The sequence below is a fragment of the Flavobacterium akiainvivens genome (genome assembly GCF_001278115.1).
GTDB classification, from domain to species: Bacteria; Bacteroidota; Bacteroidia; order Flavobacteriales; family Flavobacteriaceae; genus Flavobacterium; species Flavobacterium akiainvivens.
Map to the genome: position 1 here is coordinate 4397790 of NZ_LIYD01000005.1, position 21029 is coordinate 4418818.

The window sequence follows — 21029 nt, forward strand, 5'->3', positions numbered from 1 at the left end:
ATCAATGATTATAGAACCAAGGATGCGTGGCTTTATATGCCTTACGGCCCACCCGGTAGGTGCTGCGCAAAACGTTAAGAACCAGATTGAGTATGTAAAATCGAATGGCGCTATAGCCAATGGCCCTAAAAAAGTGCTTGTAATAGGCGCTTCAACGGGTTTTGGACTTGCTTCGCGCATTAGCGCTGCTTTTGGTAGTGATGCCGCTACTATAGGTGTTTTCTTTGAAAAAGGTCCTGCCGAAGGTAAAACGGCTTCTCCGGGCTGGTACAATTCAGCAGCGTTTGAAACCGAAGCCCATGCTGCCGGCCTTTATGCCAAGAGCATTAATGGCGATGCCTTTAGTAATGAGATAAAACAACAAACCATAGACCTTATTAAAGCCGACCTTGGCCAGGTGGACCTTGTGGTGTACAGCCTTGCATCGCCGGTGCGCCAGCATCCGGTTACAGGTGTGCTGCACCGCAGTACGCTTAAGCCTATAGGTGGCGTGTTTAGTAATAAAACAGTAGATTTCCATACAGGTAAGGTTTCTGAAGTTACCATTCAGCCGGCTGTTGAAGAAGATATCGAAAATACCGTAGTGGTAATGGGTGGCGAAGACTGGGCTATGTGGATTGATGCCCTTAAAGATGCGGGTGTTCTTGCAGAAGGCGCTACTACTGTGGCTTATTCATATATTGGCCCTGCTGTTACTGAAGCGGTGTACCGTAAAGGTACTATAGGCCGTGCAAAAGACCACCTTGAGGCTACTGCATTTGAAATTGCTGATAAGCTTAAAGATATAAACGGCCATGCGTATGTATCTGTAAATAAAGCGCTGGTTACACAGGCAAGTTCTGCTATACCGGTTATACCTTTATATATATCGTTACTGTATAAAATAATGAAGGCTAAAGGCCTGCATGAAGGTACTATAGAGCAGATTGACCGCCTGTATCGCCAAAGGCTTTACACCGGTGGCGAAGTGCCTGTTGATGAAAAAGGGCGTATACGTATAGATGACTGGGAAATGCGTGAAGACGTTCAGGCAGAGGTTGCAAAACTTTGGGGTGATGCCACAACTGAAAATCTTGCTGAAATAGGCGACCTTGAAGGATACCGCCTTGACTTTTATAACCTGTTTGGTTTTGATGTTGCCGATGTTGACTATAAAGCAGATGCTAATGAATTAGTTAACATAGACAGTATTAAGGAATAAACATTTTTTAAATACAAAATTTTAACACTAAAGCCCCGTTTGGGGCTTTTTTTATAACGTTATAGTGCTAAAGTAAGAAAAATATAACAAGTGATTTTTAATTGTTTTAACAAAAAATATTTCTAATATGTTTAATATGTTTTGTTAATTACTGAATATGTGTTATTAATTAACAAAAAAAATGGTTTTGATGTAAAAAATCACTAACTGGTGATATTAGTCCACCTTTTTTATAGATTTATTAACTTTTAATTAATCATCACTATTTATGAAAAAATTTACTTTTCTTATTGCCTTATTATTGGTCAGCCTGACCGGTTTTGGGCAAGTATCCTACAACTACGGTTGGGAGCCTACAGGGCTTGGCAGCTGGGTTGAGGGTGGAAGTTCCGGTTGGTTTTCCAGGAACACAGCTGCGCCTTGTACGGGTACGGGAGCTGTAAGGGCTAATACCTATTACAATGGTACCAGCACCTTACGTTCGCCAAATCTTGGTACTTCAAACGGAGGTCCGGTTACTTTGGGTTATGCCTATAAGGCGCTTCTGTATGGTTCTACTACGCAAGCTGTACCGGCTGCAGAAGTTAGCCTTCAGGTTCAGTACGCCAGTTCTACTACCGGCCCATGGACAACAGTACAGGTTATTAACAGTGCTAACCACAATGAATCAGCAAGCTGCTCTGCGCAAAGCGTTACATTTACACCTGCAACAGGAGATTTGTATGTTCGCTTTATATTTACGGCAGTAGGTGAGGAGAGCGATATCCATTACTATTTAGATGATATTGCTGTGTCGCAGGGTGCGGTTCCAAGCTGTTTGGCTCCTACTGCATTAGCTTCTTCTTCGGTTGCGGCTAACTCTGCTGTTATCAGCTTTACGGCATCTGCCTCTGCACCTTCCGGTGGTTATGAATATTATAGGTCAACTACAGCTACGGTGCCTGCTGCATCAGTAACGGCTACAGGCACTATAACTTCGGGTGCTACTATAAGTGGTTTAACTCCGCTAACTACATATTATGTGTTTGTAAGGTCAATCTGTGGTGCTGACAGCGTAAGCGCGTGGAGTGCAGCTACTACTTTTTCAACCCCTGCAAGCTGCCTTCCTCCAACTGCGTTTACGTTAACTGGATTAGGTTCTGCAACGGCTTCATTTGGCTGGACACCTGCGGTGGCTAACCCGGGTTCTGGCTATGATTATTATCTTTCTACATCGTCAACTGCGCCCACGGCTACTGTTACAGTAACTGGTACCCAGGAATCAGGTGCTACATTAGCCCTTAACAACCTTACGCCGGATACCCAGTATTATATTTGGGTAAGGAGTAATTGCGGTGGCGGCGATACCAGCGTATGGACATCGAGCATAAGCTTTAGGACAGACTGTACCGCAAGTATGCCGGTAGATACTGTGGAAACATTTGCAAGCTATACCGGTGCAATGCCAGGCCCTTCATGCTGGAGGGAAGGTACAGGTATACTTGGTGCTACGCCAATTACCCTTACCGGGTCTTCAAGTACATGGACTAACGGAACTTACAATAATACAACAGGCCATGCTAACGGAACTGCCGTTACAATAAACCTGTATGGTGCCGATAATGAGTGGTTTGTTTCTCCGCCATTAGATCTTGGTACTACTGTAGATTACCAGTTAGAATATTCGGCATCTGTAGTGCCGTGGAGTGCTACAACTCCTGTAACTAATATGGGTGAAAAATTTGTGAAAGTTGTAGTATCTACAGATGGTGGTGCTACATGGAGTGAAGCTAATGTGATAAAAACATATGATAATAGCAATATTCCTTCTACAAGTATAAACGAAATTATTTCGCTTGCTAACTATACAGGTACTGTTAAAATAGGTTTTTATGCTTACAGTACAACTACGGCGCAAGACTTAAGGTTTTATATAGATAACTTTAAAGTAAGCCCAATACCTCAATGTTCTTTGCCTGTAAGCCCTGTGTTTGTTTCGGCAACAGATAACGCCGCTGTAATATCATGGACAGCGCCTGCAACTGCACCTGCCCAGGGGTATGAATATTATGTGGGTACTACAAATACTGCACCGGCGGCTACGGCTACAGCTACAGGAAACGTAGGAGCGGGTGTTACAACTGCTAACCTGTCTAACCTTACTCCAATAACTACCTATTATGTATGGGTAAGGAGTAAATGTACTGCTACACTTACCAGCGAATGGGTGGGTCCTGTAATGTTTGGTACACTTTGCGATAGTGGAGAAGTACTTACAACTACACCTGATTCTGTTTGTGGCCAGGGTGCTGCTACACTTGAGGCTACGGCTAATACCGGTGCTACTATTAAGTGGTATGCTGCTGCTGCAGGCGGTACTGCCCTTGCTACAGGAGCATCATTTACAACACCTGTAATAACAGCTACTACAAACTACTATGTGTCGGCAGGAAATGCTTCAACAGGTGTAGATAGTACAGTAGGTGCAGGTGTATCAACTTCAGATACTTATAGCAATCCGTTCTATTCACTTTGGAGTAACAACCATACACAGCACCTTATTACAGCTGCCGAACTACAGGCTGCAGGTCTTACGGCTGGTAATATCAACTCAGTTGCGCTTGATGTAACTGCTGCGGGTTCTTTGCCAATGATAGACCTTACAATAAAAATAGGTACCAGTAATGCTACGGCTATGACGGCGTTTGTGGCAAACGATGCTTTTCAGACTGTGTATACCGGTGCATCTTATATGCCAACTACCGGTGTTAACACATTTGTGTTTACCACTCCGTATAACTGGGATGGTACCAGTAATATAGTTGTTGAGTTTTGTCATGGTAACAGTGCTTCAAGCAGTACTATGAACAGGATGGTTAAGACAGATGCTACACCTTATGTATCAACGGTTAAATTTCATACCAGTGATGCAACTGCTGCTAACGTAGCGTGCGGTGCAACTACGGGTACAAACCTTGCCTCATATAGTGTAAGGCCACAGTTTATATTTAACGGTGCCGGTCTTTGTATGTCTGCCCGCCAGCAGGTAGTTGCTACAGTAACTGCTGCGCCGGCTGTAACGGTATCTGCTACAGATGCACAGTTATGTCCTGGTGAGAGCACGCAAATATCGGTTACCAGTGATAATGATGATTATACGTATGTATGGATGCCGGGTAACCTTACCGGTGCTACCCAAACGGTGTCGCCTACAGCTACTACAGTGTATACAGTTACAGCTACTGATGCTGTTTCTGGATGTGTAAATGCGTCACAATCTGTAACCATTACGGTTAACCCACTACCTACTCCAATTGTGGCTCCTGCTACCGTTGCTGTGTGTGAAGGCGGCCTTGGCCAGATTACAGCTACAGGTGGTGTAGTTACATCTACCGTATTTGCTGAGAATTTTAATGCTGCTTCAACACAATTTAGTGTTGCTGCAACTACTGGTACTGCAACTGCAGACCTGAATACTACTTATTTTGCTGAAGGTACAGGTTCTGTAAGGTTTAATACTGCCAGCGCAGGTGCTAATGTGAACTATAATGTTAATTCAAACATTAACCTTTCAGGATACACATCTGCACAGTTAACCTTTACACACATTGCAGCAATGGAGGGTGTTACGTATTCTTATGATCTTGGTTATGTAGAATATTCTACCAATGGTGGTACTACATGGTCATCATTCCCTACATCTGCTTATGCAGGTAATGGTACACTTGTTTCATATATAGGCACGGGTACTTCTTCTCCTGTAGAAGGTGTTGCTTTCTCAAGCAAAAGTTATACTGACTGGAATGCCCAGTTTACAGATGCGGCATCAACCCCGGGTACAGCACCTGCTGCTTCTCTTTGGAAAACAGAAACCATAAACATACCAGCTGCTGCATTAACGTCGCAGTTCAGGGTGAGGTTCAGGTATACTACAGATGGTTCTGTATGGTACTATGGCTGGATGATTGACGATGTTAAAGTAACAGCTCAGTCTTCTCAAATAGTATGGTCTCCTGCTGCTAACCTGTTTACAGATGCTGCCGGTACACAGGCTTATGTTGCCGGTACTGTATCGCCAACGGTTTATGCTGCGCCAACTGCTGCTGCAACTTATACTGCAAGTGCTACTAACAGTGTAACCGGCTGTAACGTATCGGCTACCGTAAATGTAGCCGTTACTGTAACTCCGGCCCCAACTGCCGATGCTACCCAAACATTCTGCGGTAGCGCTACCGTGGCCGACCTTGATGCTACAGGTACAACTATACAATGGTATACTGCTGCTACAGGTGGTACAGCGCTTACGGCTACTACTACTCTTGCTACAGGTAACTATTATGCTACGCAAACCCTTAACGGTTGCCAAAGCTTTACCAGGACTCCTGTTGCTGTTGTGGTTAATATAACGGCTGCTCCTACGGCTGATGCACAATCATTCTGTAATGCTGCCACTGTGGCTGACCTTGATGCTACGGGTGCAGGTATACAATGGTATGCTGCTGCTACAGGTGGTGCAGCCCTTGCTGCTGATGCTGCCCTTGCATCTGGCAACTACTATGCATCTCAAACTATTGATGGTTGTGAAAGCGTAAGGACAGAAGTTGCTGTTGTAGTTAATGTAACGGCTGCTCCTACGGCTGATGCACAAACATTCTGTAATGCTGCTACCGTGGCTGACCTTGATGCTACAGGTGCAGGTATACAATGGTATGCTGCTGCTACAGGCGGTACAGCCCTTGCTGCCGATGCTGCCCTTGCATCTGGTAATTACTATGCATCTCAAACTGTAGATGGCTGCGAAAGCACTGCAAGGACAGAGGTTGCTGTTGTGATTAATGTAACAGCTGCTCCTACGGCTGATGCACAAACATTCTGTAATGCTGCTGCCGTGGCTGACCTTGATGCTACAGGTACAGGTATTAAGTGGTATGCTGCTGCTACAGGCGGTACAGCCCTTGCTGCTGATGCTGCCCTTGCTACCGGTAACTACTATGCATCTCAAACCGTTGACGGCTGTGAAAGTGCTGCAAGGGTAGAGGTAGCGGTAACGGTTAATGTAACACCGGCTGTTGAAGGCGAGGTAACTCAGGAAGTAACTATTGAGCAGGGTGAAACTGCTACCATTGAAGATATTGAGGTTACTGCTACAGGCACTGTAACCTGGTATGCTACTGAGGCCGACGCTATAGACGGTACAAACCCGCTTGCTGTTACTACAGAGCTGGTAACAGGTGCTACTTATTATGCTGTTCAAACTATTGATGGCTGTACAAGTGCCGATGTGCTTGCTGTAACTATTACTGTTACAATGGGCAAAGGTGAGTTTAATGCTGCTGCATTTAGCTACTATCCTAACCCGGTTAAAGATGTGGTTACTGTGTCTTATAACAAAGAAATTACTTCGGTAACTGTAGTAAACCTTTTAGGCCAGCAGGTTATAAAAGTAGCTCCAAATACTACTGAGGTTAAAATTGATATGTCTGGCCTTGCTGAAGGTAGCTATATGCTAACAGTACAGTCTGGCAATGCAGTAAAAACAATTAAAGTTATAAAATCAGCGAATTAATACTCCTGTAATTATAAAAAAGTGTAGCCGCCCATTTGGGCGGCTATTTTTTTTGGCGCTAACGGAGTATTATGTTTTTTAGTATAATTGAGGTTTAAAAATTTTTAAAATTTTCACTATTTAGAATTTGTAAGAATAAAAAATGTATTAATTTATTGTTTATTATGTAATAATTTATATAAAAAAGCATATTGTGTTACGATTAGTTGTGATAAAATTCGGTTTAATTATTTTTTAACTAAAAGTTAATGTTGTTGGTAGGGTAGTGTAATTTCGTTAACAAAATTTTATAATTTTATTAACAGAACTTAAATATTTTAAAAAATGAAGAACACTACTATTGTCAGTGTTTCAGGTTATGGGAAAAGCCTGAAACGTTGGCGAACAGGGCTTTATGCCTTATTTGCAATGTTGTGTATTTCGGTGTCCACATACGCTCAGGGGTATGTCACTATTGGTACACAAGGAACCCAAAGCGGTAATACTACTTCCAGTCCGGTAAATGGTTATTATGAAAGCCGCCACATACAAATAGTATATACAGCTGCCGAAATGGCTGTGGCAGGAGGTGTTACAGGTAACATCTCTAAATTGGCATGGGATGTTTCTGCTGTTTATGCAGGCGGTGCATTGCCGGGCTATACTGTAAAGATGGCGCATATTACTACGCCTGATATTCCTACTACTACTTTTATTACTTCAGGGTTTACTACTGTTAAAACCGCATTTGGCTATACGCCTGCGCTGGGTTTTAATGATATTACATTTGATACCCCTTTTAACTGGAATGGTACGGATAACATTGTTATAGATATTTGCTTTAACGGTGCACCTTATCTTTCGCCTTATGGGCAATGCTGGAATTACACAGGTGTGAATAATAACTACAGGAGCCAGCAGGCCGATGGGTCTGACCTTTGTGGCAGTGCTACGGCCAACCAAACCTATTCGGCTAAGCCAAGGGTAAGGTTTTTAATGCAAATGGCTTCGTGCTTTTCGCCTACAGGTGTAACGGCAGCGGCTACCGCCACTACTACGGGTGCAGTAAACTGGACTGCTTCATCAAGTGTGCCTGCCAACGGCTACCAGTATTATTACAGTAGTACAAATACAGCGCCTACTGCTTCATCTACACCTTCGGGCAGTGTTGGGGCCGGTGTTACTACTGCGCCGCTTTCCGGGCTTACATCAAATACCACCTATTATGTATGGGTAAGGAGTGTCTGTAGTGCATCAGAAAACAGCAGCTGGAGTGCATCTACAACTTTTACTACTCCGTGCGACCCTACTGTGGTGCCTTACTACCAGGATTTTAATGCTGTAACCACGCCGGCTCTTCCGGAGTGTACCGTAGTGCAAAATGCCGGTACAGGTAACCTTTGGTATACTTCAAACCCTAATGGCAGTGGTTTTACAACAAATGCGCTAAGGTATTCGTGGAACGGTACTAATGCTGCCAATGCATGGTTTTTTTTAAGGGGGATTACCCTAACAGCCGGAACTTCATACAGGGTTTCTTATAAATATGGCAATAACAGTACTTTTTATACAGAAAAAGTAAAGGTAATGTATGGCACTGCAAATGTGGCTTCGTCAATGACGCTGCCGCTGGCAGACCATAACGCTGTAACAGGCGGTGTGCCTACAACTACATTTGTAGATTTTATACCGGCAACAACCGGTGTATATTATATAGGTTTTAATGCTTATTCTATTGCTAACCAGGACCAGCTGTATCTTGATGATATTAGTGTAACGGTAACGCCTACCTGCGAGGCTCCAACAGCTGTTAGCGGCCTGGTGGTATCTACAACATCGGGCACTGTTAGCTGGACGGCCTCTACAAGTGTTCCTGCTGAAGGTTATGAATATTATTATGCTACAACTAATACTCCGCCCACAGCTGCTACAGCAGCTTCAGGAACGGTGGCGGCAGGGGTAACTACGGCTGCAATAACCGGCCTTACGGCAAATACTACTTATTATGTATGGGTACGATCTGTATGTACTGCTACAGATAAAAGTACCTGGGAGGGTATTGCAAGCTTCTTTACCGGTTACTGTACACCGGCTCCGGTAAGCCAGGATAATAGCGGTATTACAAACTTTACCATGGGTACCATAAACAACACTACGCAATCTGAAACCGGTTATTATGGAGATTATTCGGCGCAGTCATCAAGCCATTCACTGGGCTCTACGGTAAACTTTAGCGTTACCTATGCTACAGGTTTTACCTATGGAACTAAAATTTGGGTTGACTGGAATAATGACCTTGATTTTAATGATGAAGGGGAGCAGGTTTACTATGGCTTGTCTACTGATGCTAACCCTACAACGCTTTCGGGTTCATTTGTGGTTCCTGTAACTGCGGCTTTGGGCAACCACAGGCTAAGGATAGGTGGTACTGATAATGACCTTGGCGGCACGCCATGCTACACAGGCTCATGGGGTAGCTATGAAGATTATACCATTAATGTGTTTATGCCACCGGCTCCTGTAGTTACGGCTTTTACACCTGCATCTTATTGTGCTGCTACAGGCGAAATAACCATTACAGGTACAGATCTTCTTAATGCTACATTAAGTATAGGTGGTACAGCGGTAACGCCACTTACATCTAACAGCAATACACAAATAGTGGCTACAGTACCTGCGGGTGTAACGGGTACGGTAAGTATTACAACTGTGGCCGGTACATTTACCACCGCCACATCATTTACAGTAACTACACCGGCTGCCTTTACACTAAGTGCCGAAGATGCTACTATATGTAATGGAGCCGCCACTACTGCAATTACAGTTACAGAAGGTGCATCATCTTTTGATACTTACGTTTGGGAACCTTCTACAGGTGTAAGCGGTTCGGCTGAAGCCGGATGGACGTTTAACCCAACCACTACTACAGAGTATGTACTTACGGCATCGCAGTCGGCAGGCCCGTGTGTGGTTAATGCTATGGTAAACGTAACGGTTAACCCGTTGCCTAACCCTGTAATGGTAACCCCTGCTACGGCATCTGCCTGCCCTAACCAGCCGGTAATGCTAACCGCTACAGGTGGCGAGTCATTCATACCTTCTACATACTGTTCTCCAACGGTGGGCAACGTGGGTGCATCTGGCGACTACCTTAACAACTTCTCTTTTGCAAACATTACAAATAATAACAGCGGCGATGCAGTAAGCGATTATACATTCTATAGTGCCCTTACGGCAAACGTAACCGGTGGTACTGCTTATGATATATCGCTACAGTCTGGCAACCCTACATGGCTGCAATACTTCAGGGTGTGGATAGATTATGACCATAGTGGTACTTTTGAAGACAGCGAAAGTGTGTTTAACTCTACAACAGGTGTAAACTCTTCTACCACAGTAACCGGCAGTATAACTATACCTGCTACTGCTACAAACGGTGTAACCCGCATGAGGGTGCTGTGCAGCTACAACACACAATCTAATGCTACACAAGATTGTGCATGGACCGGTTTTGGTGAATATGAAGACTATAACGTAAACATTACAGGTGCTACAAACCCTGTTGATTATGTTTGGGCTCCGGTAACAGGCCTGTTTACTGATGCTGCTGCTACCGTGCCCTATGTGGCGGGAACTGCTACACAGGTGGTGTATGCGCTGCCATCGGCTACAGCTACGTATACTGCTACAGCTTCTACAGACCTTGGATGCAGCATATCAGGAAGTTCGGTGCTTACACTTTACAATACAGAGGCGCCAACAGCTGTTAGCCCGCAAAACTTTGTAGGTATTACCTATGTTTCAGAACTTGAAGCTACAGGCACTGCCATACAGTGGTATACAGCGGCTACAGGCGGTACGGCCCTTGCTGCTACTACTGAAGTTACAAGCGGTACTTATTATGCCACACAAACCCTTAACGGATGCGAAAGCGTTGTGCGTACGCCTGTAGTAATTTCGGTTATACTTCCTGAAATGGACTGGGTAAACCTGCAATGGCCGGCCGAACTTTCTATAGTGCAGGGTTCAACAGGCGATGTATATGCGCAGGGCTATGAGCCGGGTATTACTCCCGGTGCGGGCCCGGGCATAGGTGTGCAGGCCTGGATAGGCGTTAGCACATCTAACACTAACCCTAATACCTGGACTACCTGGATACCTATGACGTTTAACACACAGGTGGGTAATAACGATGAGTTTGTGGCTGCAATAGGCGCTGGCCTTGCGCCGGGTACTTACTACTATGCCAGCAGGTTTATGCTTCCTGAAGGGCCGTATAAATATGGTGGCTACAGTGCTACAGGTGGTTCGTTTTGGGATGGTACTGCTGCTGTAAGCGGTGTGCTTACAGTAACCTGCGGTACTCCTGCGCCTGTAGGTGTTGCAATCCAGGAAATTGTGACAGAAGGCACCGTGGCAGACCTTATTGCCGAAGGAGCTTCTGTACAATGGTATGCTGCTGCTACAGGTGGCACTGCCTTAAGTGCAGGTACAGCCCTTGTTGATGGTGCTACTTATTATGCTACCCAAACCTTAAACGGCTGCGAAAGCCCAGAAAGGTTCGCTGTAACGGTTTCTATTATAGAGTACACGCTTGATTTTGTAAACCTGCAATGGCCTGCCGAGGTTACTGTGGTTGAAGGCAGCGATGCTACTATCTATGCCCAGGTTTATGAGCCAAATGTTACGCCTGGTGCAGGCCCCGGTATAGGTGTTACGGTACTTATAGGTATCAGCACAGAGAATACGGACCCGTCTACATGGACAGAGTGGATACCTATGACGTTTAATACACAGGTAGGTAATAATGATGAGTTTATGGCTGCGGTGGGCGCTAACCTTGCGCCGGGTACTTATTACTATGCCGTTGCCGGACAGCTTAACGACGGTGCTTATGTATATGGAGGCTACAGCGCTGCAGGCGGTGGTACATGGGATGGCGATGTTAACGTAAGCGGTGTTATTACCGTGGTGTGCTATACAGCTGCACCATTTAGTTTTAGCGGACAGCAAATAGTATGTGCCGGTGGTACAATTGCCGACCTGAGCGCTGAAGGCAGCGAAATACAATGGTATGCTGCTGCTACAGGCGGTGTTGCCCTTACAGGTGATGCAGCCATTGTTGAAGGTACCGTATATTATGCCAGCCAAACCGTTAACGGTTGCGAAAGCTTTGGCAGGGTAGCGGTTACAGCTTATATTAATGTGGTAGACGCCCCTGAAGCTGAAAACCAGGAAGTGAGCTACACAGCTACAACCGCCGCTACTATAGATGATATTGTGATTGAAAGCTATGGCGCTACCATAACATGGTATGCATCTGAAGCTGATGCCCTTGCGGGTACTAATGCAATAGCACCGGGTACTGAAATAGAAAGCGGTACGTATTATGCAGTTGCTGTTTTGGGTGGCTGTACAAGCGCCCCGGTGGCTGTAACTGTAGAAACAGTACTGGGTGCTGGCGGGTTTGATATGGCGGCATTCAGCTACTGGCCAAACCCTGTTAGCAACGTGCTAAACGTTTCTTATACCCAGGAAATTACTTCTGTAATAGTGTATAACCTTATTGGCCAGCAGGTAATTGCACTTGCGCCAAATGCCACAGAGGTTAAAATAGATATGGCTGCACTTGCCGAAGGCACCTACACAATCAAGGTGTTTGCAGGCAACTCCGCAGAGACAATTCGCGTTGTTAAAAAGCAGTAGTGTAAGTTAATTAAAGTGTCCCTGCCTTTAAAGTAGGGAAATTAAGCCACCGGTTTCGGTGGCTTTTTTTATTTTTAACAGTAACTTTGTTAAAAAATAACACAATGCAGTTTTCGCTGATTATACCGGTGTACAACCGCCCGGATGAAATTGAAGAACTTTTGGAAAGCCTGGTGCAGCAAACCTATAAAGACCGGTTTGAAGTGGTGGTGGTAGAAGACGGCTCTACCATACCCTGTGGCGATGTGGTGGCGAAGTTTGAGGGCAGGCTGTTTATATCGTATTATTTTAAGGCAAACAGCGGCCCGGGCGACAGCCGTAACTTTGGCATGAAAAAAGCCCAGGGCAGTTATTTCCTGATATTCGATTCTGATTGTGTTATACCCCCACACTACCTGCAAAGCGTGCACGACAACCTTGAAAAAGGGTATGTAGACTGTTTTGGTGGGCCCGATGCGGCGCTCGACAGCTTTAGCACGGTGCAAAAGGCAATAAACTTTGCCATGACTTCGTTTTTAACAACAGGAGGGATTAGGGGCAAGTCAGAAAAAATAGAAAAATTCCAGCCACGCAGTTTCAATATGGGTATAAGCAGGGAGGCTTTTGAGGCTTCGCAGGGTTTTGGCAACATACACCCCGGCGAAGACCCAGACCTTTCTATACGCCTGTGGAGGCTGGGCTACAACACCCGCCTTTTTAATGATAGCTATGTATACCACAAACGCAGGATAGACTGGCAAAAGTTTTACAAGCAGGTAAATAAGTTTGGCAAATGCAGGCCCATACTTGATAAGTGGCATCCGCAGTATAAAAAGATAACCTTCTTGTTCCCTACACTGTTTATGCTGGGGCTTGCGGGCAGTGTACTGCTTTGGCTGTTTTTAGGGTTTTACCAGTTTTTGGCATTTTATGGTGCTTATTTTGTGCTGGTATTTATCCTGTCGTCTATACAAAACAAGAGCCTTGCAGTAGGTGCCTATTCGCTTGTGGCGGTGTTTATCCAGTTTTATGGCTATGGCAGCGGTTATTTGCAATCGTTTACAAAGGTGCATTTAATGAAACAAAAGCCGCAGGAGGCTTTTCCTGAACTGTTTTTTAGGGTATGATTCCGAAGATAATAGGCTTAACGGGAGGTATAGGCAGCGGCAAGAGCACCATAGCGGGCTTTTTTGCCCAAATGGGCGTGCCGGTATATATAGCCGATGACGAGGCTAAAAAAATACTGTACCTGCCCGATACTGTTATGCGGCTTAAAGACGTTTTTGGTGATGCTGTTTTTACCGATGGTATTCCCGACAGGGCAAAAATTGCGGCGCTGGTGTTTAATGACAAACAAAAGCTGGAGCAACTCAACGGTATTATACACCCCGCTGTGGCAAAACATTTTACCGATTGGGTGCAGGGGCAAAGCGCCCCTTTTGTTATAAAGGAAACCGCAATACTGTTTGAAAGCGGCAGCTATAGAACGTGCGATGCCATAATAACCGTAACTGCACCCGAAGAAGTCAGGGTAGGGCGTGTTGTGCAGCGCGACGGTGTGCCCCGTGAAAAAGTGCTGGAGCGTATGGCCAACCAGTGGAGTGATGAGAAAAAGATTACACTGAGTAATTATATAATAAATAATGATACCCTTGAAAATGCCCGCGAACAGGCTGTTAAAATTTTTGATTTTCTGAATAAAATTGAAAATTGAGGTTGCTTGTTAATGTTTGGTTAATATATTAAAGGTGTAAATGTTAAAATGTTAAGTTTGTAGTGATGAATAAAACAAGATTTCGCTTACTGGTGTTTTTTATGAGCCTGTCGCTTTTAGGTATAATACTGGTACAGCTTTATTGGGTAAATTCATCGCTTAAAAATAGTGAGGAGCAGTTTCGCTTTCATGTAAAAGAAGTACTGGCCCGTGTGGCTTACAAGCTTGAGCAGCGCGAAATTGAGGCGTTCTTTAAAGTGTATGACGACTATAAGCGCAAAAACGATAAGTTACCCACACGCAAAGAGTTACTGCCGTTTTATGACCGGTATAATGCAGGGGATAAAGAAACGGTAATATACTCAGACCAGGTTACCCGTGATTATGACGAGGTGTTCTTTGAAAAAGACAAAATAAACAATTTAGTAAGAAAAGAGGTTCCTAAAGATGAGCCCGTTCCTACAAAAAGCATAACATCATTATCTGTTGCCGATGATGCCGACAGGGCCATGATGTTTAAGCTGGTAGGCTACCTCCAGGATTACAGGGACAATAATTATATTGAAAACTGGATAACCAAGGAGCAGCTTCAAAAAGATATTGCGGCAGAGCTTACGCTAAATGGTGTAGACACGCACTTTGAGTTTGGTATCTTTAATAAAGACAACCCAACCAGGCTGCGCTCTTCGGGGCTTAAACAGGACCCTACCATTATACTGCGACCAATATTGGAGTTTAAGGAAGATACATCGCCCTATATGCTGGCGGTTAGCTTCCCTGAAAAGGAAAGGTTTTTGTTTTCGAGCATACTGGGTATTACATCATTATCGCTGGTGTTTACGCTTATTATAATAATTGCTTACCTGAGCGCCATAAACCAGCTGGTTAAGCAAAAGCAGATTAGCGAGATTAAGACCGACTTTATAAACAACATGACCCACGAGTTTAAAACGCCCATTGCAACCATTAATCTTGCACTGGACGCCATAAAAAACCCGCGGATTTATGAAGACCCCGAAAAGGTGCAGCGCTACCTGGCCATGATTAGGGAAGAAAACAAGCGCATGCACAGCCAGGTTGAAAACGTGCTGCAAATAAGCAAACTTGACAGGAGGGAGCTTGATATAGAAAAAGACGCAACAGATGTTCATGATATTATTGATGTAGCTGTAGAGCATGTTGGCCTGATTATTGAGGCAAGACAAGGTACACTAACCACACACCTTGATGCAAGGCGCACAACGGCTTTACTGAATGATGTGCACTTTACAAATGTGCTGGTTAATATATTAGACAATGCCATCAAATATTCGCCTGACGAACCCGTTATACAAGTATATACTGAGAATGTAAAAGATTTTATTCTTATTAAAGTACGCGACCACGGGCTGGGAATGAACAAACAAACGCAGAAGAAGATCTTTGAGAAATTTTACCGCGAGCACACCGGCGATATACACAACGTGAAAGGACACGGGCTGGGGCTGGCGTATGTAAAACGGATTATAGAAGACCACAACTGCCACATTTATGTAGAGAGTGAAAAAGGAAAAGGTAGTACCTTTATAATAAAAATGCCACTAATAAATTAGAGATATGGAAGAAGCAAACAAAAAGATACTCTTGGTTGAAGATGACCCAAACTTTGGTGCCGTACTGAAAGACTATCTTCTGATTAACGATTTTGACGTAACATTAGCCAAAAATGGCATGGAAGGTTTTGAGAAGTTTAAAAAAGACAACTTTGACCTTTGCATACTGGATGTTATGATGCCTTATAAAGACGGCTACACGCTAGCCCGCGAAATAAGGGAGAAAAATAAAGAAGTGCCTATTATTTTCCTTACAGCCAAGAGCATGAAAGAAGACGTGCTTAAAGGCTACAAGGTGGGTGCAGATGATTACCTTAACAAGCCGTTTGACAGCGAGGTGCTTTTGATGAAAATCAAGGCTATTATTCAGCGTAAGGCGAGCGAAACCAAAACTGACAACTCTAAATTTGAGTTTGAAATTGGTAAGTTCCACCTTAACTCTAAGCTGCGTTTCTTAACGTATGGAGAAGAAGAGCCTATAAAGCTTTCGCCAAAAGAAAACGAACTGCTTAAAATGCTTGCCCTGCATGAAAACGACCTTATGCCGCGCGAGCTTGCCCTTACCAAAATATGGAGGGATGACAACTACTTTACATCACGCTCTATGGACGTGTATATTGCCAAGCTAAGGAAATATCTTAAACAGGATGAAGAGGTAGAAATACTTAACATTCACGGTGAAGGTTTCCGCCTTGTGGTAAAAAACAAAGTAGCCGAAGAGAACAACTAATTTAGTGCTGTTTTACTTATAATGCCTTTCCTTATATAATGTGCTAACCGTGCGGGCTGCCATTATAATAAGGAAAGGTTTTTTGTTTGTGATTATTTTATTAGTCAATATATAACAAAGACTTTTTTTGTTTAAGGTACACGTTAAACTCAGCGGTAAAGAACGCCTTAAAGTCTTTAAATTTAAGCTCCTTCTTTAGTTTCGCCTTAAAGGTATCCATGTCTTCGGTATTTTGCAAAAACGCTTTTACAAGCTGTATACCGCCCTTTCTGTACAGGGCATTGCATATTATACCTCCGGTTACATAATCGCAATTGGTGTAATCATCTATATTACCAAATTCTTCAAAGTTTTCATAATCAGGGTTGTTTGTCTTAGCATACTCTAAAAAGCGCTTCAGGTGAAATAAAAGGTCTTTACCTCTGGAGCCCGCATCGTTTATATAGCACGACAGCCCTATGAGCATAAAAGGATTTGCAGTAGGGTAATAGCGATTTATAATGTGTATTATTTCGTGCAGGTTTGCCTCCCGTTCAGAATTTCCGGAGAAAATAAGGCTATTTTTTTCGTCATAATAAGCACACAGGTTAGCATTATTGCCTTCGCCTATAAAATAACTAAAACCGCACATTTGGCTTACTTCGTTACAGTTATTGGCTATATAATAGGTGAGGTTATCATGTTCGGTTATATCAAAAAGCGTGCACAGGCCGTTGTAAAAATCAACCGCGGTTTGTGCGCTGTGACTGTCAAAAGGAAACTCCGGGTAGTATACATATTTTATGTTGCCCACAGTTATATTGCTCCAGTTTTGTGTGTAGTAGTTAAGGTAATTGCTTATTTTCCATTGCCCGTTTTCCTGCTTTATCCAAAAATCAGCAATACCCAAAACGGTTATGGCCTTGGTTTCATTACCCTGGTTGTGCCAGTACAGCATGGCTTTTGCAAGGTAGTTTTCGCCCTGGCGGTTAATGCTTAAAATATTTACATCAAAATTAATGGCATACAGCGACCCGCCCAGTGAGAGCGACTCTTTCATGACATCTATAGTAGGATAGGTATTTATATCATACTGCGTAAAAGCTTCTTCGGGCTGTATGGCCGAATTAATGTACTTTTCAATTAATGATGCAATTGCCGCATGGTCATCATTGTGTGTATTAAGGTTTTGGTATACCGCATGCTGCGAATGCGCACAAATACCGCATAAAAGTGCTATGGCCGCTAAGAATGATTTCATTAAAAGTTATGGCTTGTAAATACTAAAGGTTAAAATCAACCTGCTCGCGCACTTCCTGCTTTTGCGGGATTATTATGGTAAACAGTGCACCTTGCCCCTCATGGCTTTGCGCTATAATGTTGCCGTGGTGGTTTTGCAGTATTTTTTTGCACATGGCCAGGCCTATGCCCGTACCGCTATACTCATCTTTGCTGTGCAGGCGCTGGAAGATATTGAATATCTTATCGGCATATTTTTGCTCAAAGCCTATGCCGTTATCCTTAAATTGAATCCGGTAATAAACCGTGGCGTTTAGCGGCTCCTTATCAAGATATTCGCCTGCCTGGTGGCCGTTAATCAGCTCTGTAGAAATGGTTATGTGCGGCGGTACACCCTCGCGTGAATATTTAAGCGAGTTAGACACCAGGTTGCTAAACAGCTGGCTCATTTGCAATGGTATGGCCTCAACCTCCGGCAGGCCATTATACTCTACTCTGGCATTGTATTGTTCTAACAATAATTCAAACTCTATAACCAGCTCATCTACCGTTTTAGCAAGGTTAACCGGCTTAAAGGCATTTTCTTTGCTTAGCTGGCTGTAGCCCAAAACATCGCGAATAAGGGTACCCATGCGGTCGCTGGATGTGCTTATCTTATCAAGGTAAAACGTTGATTTTTCGTCAACCATACCCAGCCTTTCTTTAAGCATATTGGCAAAAATGCTGATTTTTCGCGAAGGCTCCTGCAGGTCGTGGCTGGCTATATAGGCAAACTGTTGCAGCTCTTTGTTGCTTAGCAGCAGCTGCTCGTTAGTGGTTTCGAGCTCTTCGTTCATTACCTGAAGCTCTTCTGTGCGCTGTTGCACCTCATATTCAAGCTGTTGTTGCAGCTTACGCTCTTTGGTTACATCCTGTGCGGTGCCTGTAAGAAACTCCGGGTTGCCCTGGCTGTCATACAATACCTGTGCCTGTGCGTGTATAATGCGGGTTTGGCCGGTTTTCATGTTAATAACCGGGTGCTCGTAATCATATACCCCGTTAGAACCCGGCGCAATGGCTTCTTCAAGCAACTGCTTAACCCTTTGGTTATATGGCTCGGGGATGTGCTCTACCGAGCCATCGCCAATTTTTGTTTCCTGGCTTTTGGGCATGCCCAGCCATTTCTTAAACCGGTCAGAATAATAAAATGTTTTGTTTTTGATGTCCATTTGCCAGTTGGCCAGCTGCGCCAGCTCTACGGCGCCACGCAGCACGGTTTGGGCATCTTCTATAGCTTTGCGCGAACGTACCTGTTGGGTAACATCAGTTACCACAACCAGCACACCGGTTATAACGCCGTCTTTATCATGCTGAGGCTGGTAGATAAAGTCAAGGTATATTTCCTCTACCTTATCGCCGCGTTTAAGCCCTACGGCAAACTCTTTGGCGCTAAAGGCCACGCCGCTGTTTATAACGCCATACAGCAGTTCTTCAATACCCTGGCCTTTCAGCTCTGGCAGGGCTTCTATAAGTGTTTTGCCAACAAGGTCTGCCGGCTGGCGGTCTACAATTTCGCCATAAAAAGGGTTGGCCATAACAAAACGCAGCGTTGATTTTTCAATCAGGGCAATACCCACCGGGGCCTGGTCAAACGATGCCAGGATTTGCTGTTGGGTTTCCTGTATGTGTTGCTGCATTTTTACCCTTTCGGTAACATCAATTGCCATATCCATAATGGCATATACCTTACCATTTTCGTCAAACAGCGGGGTGTAGCTAAAATCATAATAGTAAGTACTCAGCACGCCGTTAACCTCTATATCGGCAGCTTCTTCAATACCATGATACGCTATTCCGGTATTGTAAATTTTATCGAGAATGCCTAAAAACGGCTGTCCTACAAGTTCGGGCACTGCCACGGCAAGCGGCTTGCCAATAACAGAGCGGTCTTTACCCCAAATATCGATCATGATATCGTTGGCAATTTCAATAACCATATCAGGCCCTGTCCATAAGCAAACGCCTATAGGCGAAGTTTCTATCATGGCGCGGAACTGCTCCTGCGCACGCGATAGCTCAAGGCGCTGTTCTTCCTGGGCGGTAACATCTTTTACCGTGCCCGAGAAGGTTAGGGGAATGCCGTTTTCATCAAACGTGCGTGCACCCGATACAAAAAGGTGGTGTATGGTGCCGTCGTCCCACGTGGTGCGCACGTTGTAGAGGTATTCGTTAGTAACATCGCCTATAGCGAGCGCCTGTGCGCGGGCCGGCATATCATCCTGAATAATGTAGGCCAGGTAGTCTTCGCGTTTGCGGAGTTTTTTATCGGGGTTACCGGTAAGTATGTGTACATACTCCTGGTTGTACTCCATATCGCCGGTTTTAAGGTCAACCTGAAACAGGCCAATACCGGCGCTTTTAGTAGCCAGTGCGGCAAGCTGGTTGGCATCGTCTATTTCGCGTTGTGCGTTGCGCTTGCCGGTTATATCCTGCAGGGTGCCGTTAAAGCGGTAGCAGGTGCCGTCTTCCTTAAACCAGGCACGGCCCAGTGCACGTACAATTATCTTGTTGCCGGTTAGCGGGTTGTTTATGGTGTATTCCTCATCATAACGGCCGCCTTCGCCGGCCTGCATGGTCAGGGTTATAGAATCTATAACGCGCTGGCGGTCTTTAGGGTCTATTACATCGGTAGCATGGCTTAGGGGTATGTGGTCTTCTGCCGCAAGGCCAAACCAGCGCTTAAGGCGGGTATTGCCGGTAAACTCGCCGGTGGCGGGGTCAAGGTCCCAAATGCCCAGTTCGGCGGCTTCAATGGCAAATTCAAGCTCTTCCTTGCCGTTGTTAAGGTTGTTAAGGGTTTCTACGGTTTCGGTAGTTTCCTGGCATATAACCACAACGCCGTCTACATTGCCGCTATCTCCCCACACAGGGCTGTAGCTAAACGTCCAGTAGGTATCTTTACGTGCGCCTTCAAACCTGTGGTTTATCATCAGGTTTTCCATATACACGTCTTCGCCGGTGCGCACGGTGTTAATAAGGCCTCCTACAATATCCCACACGTCTTCCCAGCAGTCGGCACCTTTTTGGCCTAATGCACCGGGGTGCCTGCCCTGAAAGTTGAGTATTTTGATATAGCCGTCGTTATAAAACTGCACGGCATCATCTCCCCAAAATAAAAACATAGGGAATTTGGTAGACATCATAAGGCCCAGCGTATTGCGCAGGTTAGAGGGCCAGGTTTCGGCAGGCCCTACGGGCGTTTCGGCCCAGTTAAAATTGCGTATGCGGTTGCCCATTTCGCCGCCGCCCTTAAAAAAGGCAAACGGATTGGTAGTGTTTTCCAAGCGAGTTTATTTTAGAGAGGAATACTATAAAGTTAGCTTTTT

At 44.6% G+C, this 21029-nt stretch carries 9 protein-coding genes; 7 read left to right on the forward strand and 2 right to left on the reverse strand.

Going from position 1 to position 21029, the window contains the following annotated elements; all coding sequences use genetic code 11:
- The first annotated feature begins 4 nt into the window (after nucleotides 1-4).
- The 7 genes from fabV to AM279_RS19885 all read left to right on the forward strand — a co-directional run bounded on the left by fabV (nucleotide 5) and on the right by AM279_RS19885 (nucleotide 16446).
- Nucleotides 5-1201 carry an enoyl-ACP reductase FabV gene (fabV, locus tag AM279_RS19855; protein WP_054409834.1) on the forward strand — a complete coding sequence of 399 codons (1197 nt, stop codon included), beginning with the start codon at nucleotides 5-7 and terminating at the stop codon, nucleotides 1199-1201.
- Between the two features lie 268 nt (nucleotides 1202-1469).
- Nucleotides 1470-6746: an Ig-like domain-containing protein gene (locus tag AM279_RS19860; protein WP_054409835.1), complete on the forward strand. Its 5277-nt coding sequence runs from the start codon at nucleotides 1470-1472 to the stop codon at nucleotides 6744-6746.
- A gap of 324 nt (nucleotides 6747-7070) precedes the next feature.
- On the forward strand, nucleotides 7071-12431 hold the full coding sequence (locus AM279_RS19865; protein WP_082344270.1) for a GEVED domain-containing protein: 5361 nt from the start codon (nucleotides 7071-7073) through the stop codon (nucleotides 12429-12431).
- A 104-nt stretch (nucleotides 12432-12535) separates the two neighbouring features.
- Nucleotides 12536-13537: a glycosyltransferase gene (locus tag AM279_RS19870; RefSeq protein ID WP_054409840.1), complete on the forward strand. Its 1002-nt coding sequence runs from the start codon at nucleotides 12536-12538 to the stop codon at nucleotides 13535-13537.
- The gene (gene coaE / locus AM279_RS19875; RefSeq protein ID WP_082344271.1) at nucleotides 13534-14124 is read left to right on the forward strand and encodes a dephospho-CoA kinase; all 591 of its coding nucleotides are present in this window, start codon (nucleotides 13534-13536) and stop codon (nucleotides 14122-14124) included. Before AM279_RS19870 ends, coaE begins: the two co-directional genes overlap by 4 nt.
- Nucleotides 14125-14189: 65 nt before the next feature.
- The gene (locus AM279_RS19880) at nucleotides 14190-15716 is read left to right on the forward strand and encodes a sensor histidine kinase (protein ID WP_054409842.1); all 1527 of its coding nucleotides are present in this window, start codon (nucleotides 14190-14192) and stop codon (nucleotides 15714-15716) included.
- A 4-nt stretch (nucleotides 15717-15720) separates the two neighbouring features.
- On the forward strand, nucleotides 15721-16446 hold the full coding sequence (locus AM279_RS19885; protein ID WP_054409844.1) for a response regulator transcription factor: 726 nt from the start codon (nucleotides 15721-15723) through the stop codon (nucleotides 16444-16446).
- A 100-nt stretch (nucleotides 16447-16546) separates the two neighbouring features.
- Here the strand turns inward: AM279_RS19885 and AM279_RS19890 are convergent, their stop codons facing one another.
- Together AM279_RS19890 and AM279_RS19895 are read right to left on the reverse strand one after the other, a co-directional pair.
- Nucleotides 16547-17686 carry a hypothetical protein gene (locus AM279_RS19890; RefSeq protein WP_054409846.1) on the reverse strand — a complete coding sequence of 380 codons (1140 nt, stop codon included), beginning with the start codon at nucleotides 17684-17686 and terminating at the stop codon, nucleotides 16547-16549.
- 22 nt (nucleotides 17687-17708) lie between these two features.
- Nucleotides 17709-20987 (reverse strand): PAS domain S-box protein, encoded by a 3279-nt coding sequence (locus tag AM279_RS19895; protein ID WP_054409848.1) that lies wholly within the window; start codon nucleotides 20985-20987, stop codon nucleotides 17709-17711.
- Between the last annotated feature and the right edge of the window lie 42 nt (nucleotides 20988-21029).

Bases quoted from the DNA above. Each gene is read 5' to 3' on its own strand.
- AM279_RS19885 (WP_054409844.1), top strand. From the start codon at position 15,721: ATGGAAGAAGCAAACAAAAAGATACTCTTGGTTGAAGATGACCCAAAC.
- fabV (WP_054409834.1), top strand. From the start codon at position 5: ATGATTATAGAACCAAGGATGCGTGGCTTTATATGCCTTACGGCCCAC.
- AM279_RS19860 (WP_054409835.1), top strand. From the start codon at position 1,470: ATGAAAAAATTTACTTTTCTTATTGCCTTATTATTGGTCAGCCTGACC.
- coaE (WP_082344271.1), top strand. From the start codon at position 13,534: ATGATTCCGAAGATAATAGGCTTAACGGGAGGTATAGGCAGCGGCAAG.
- AM279_RS19890 (WP_054409846.1), bottom strand. From the start codon at position 17,686: ATGAAATCATTCTTAGCGGCCATAGCACTTTTATGCGGTATTTGTGCG.
- AM279_RS19870 (WP_054409840.1), top strand. From the start codon at position 12,536: ATGCAGTTTTCGCTGATTATACCGGTGTACAACCGCCCGGATGAAATT.
- AM279_RS19865 (WP_082344270.1), top strand. From the start codon at position 7,071: ATGAAGAACACTACTATTGTCAGTGTTTCAGGTTATGGGAAAAGCCTG.
- AM279_RS19880 (WP_054409842.1), top strand. From the start codon at position 14,190: ATGAATAAAACAAGATTTCGCTTACTGGTGTTTTTTATGAGCCTGTCG.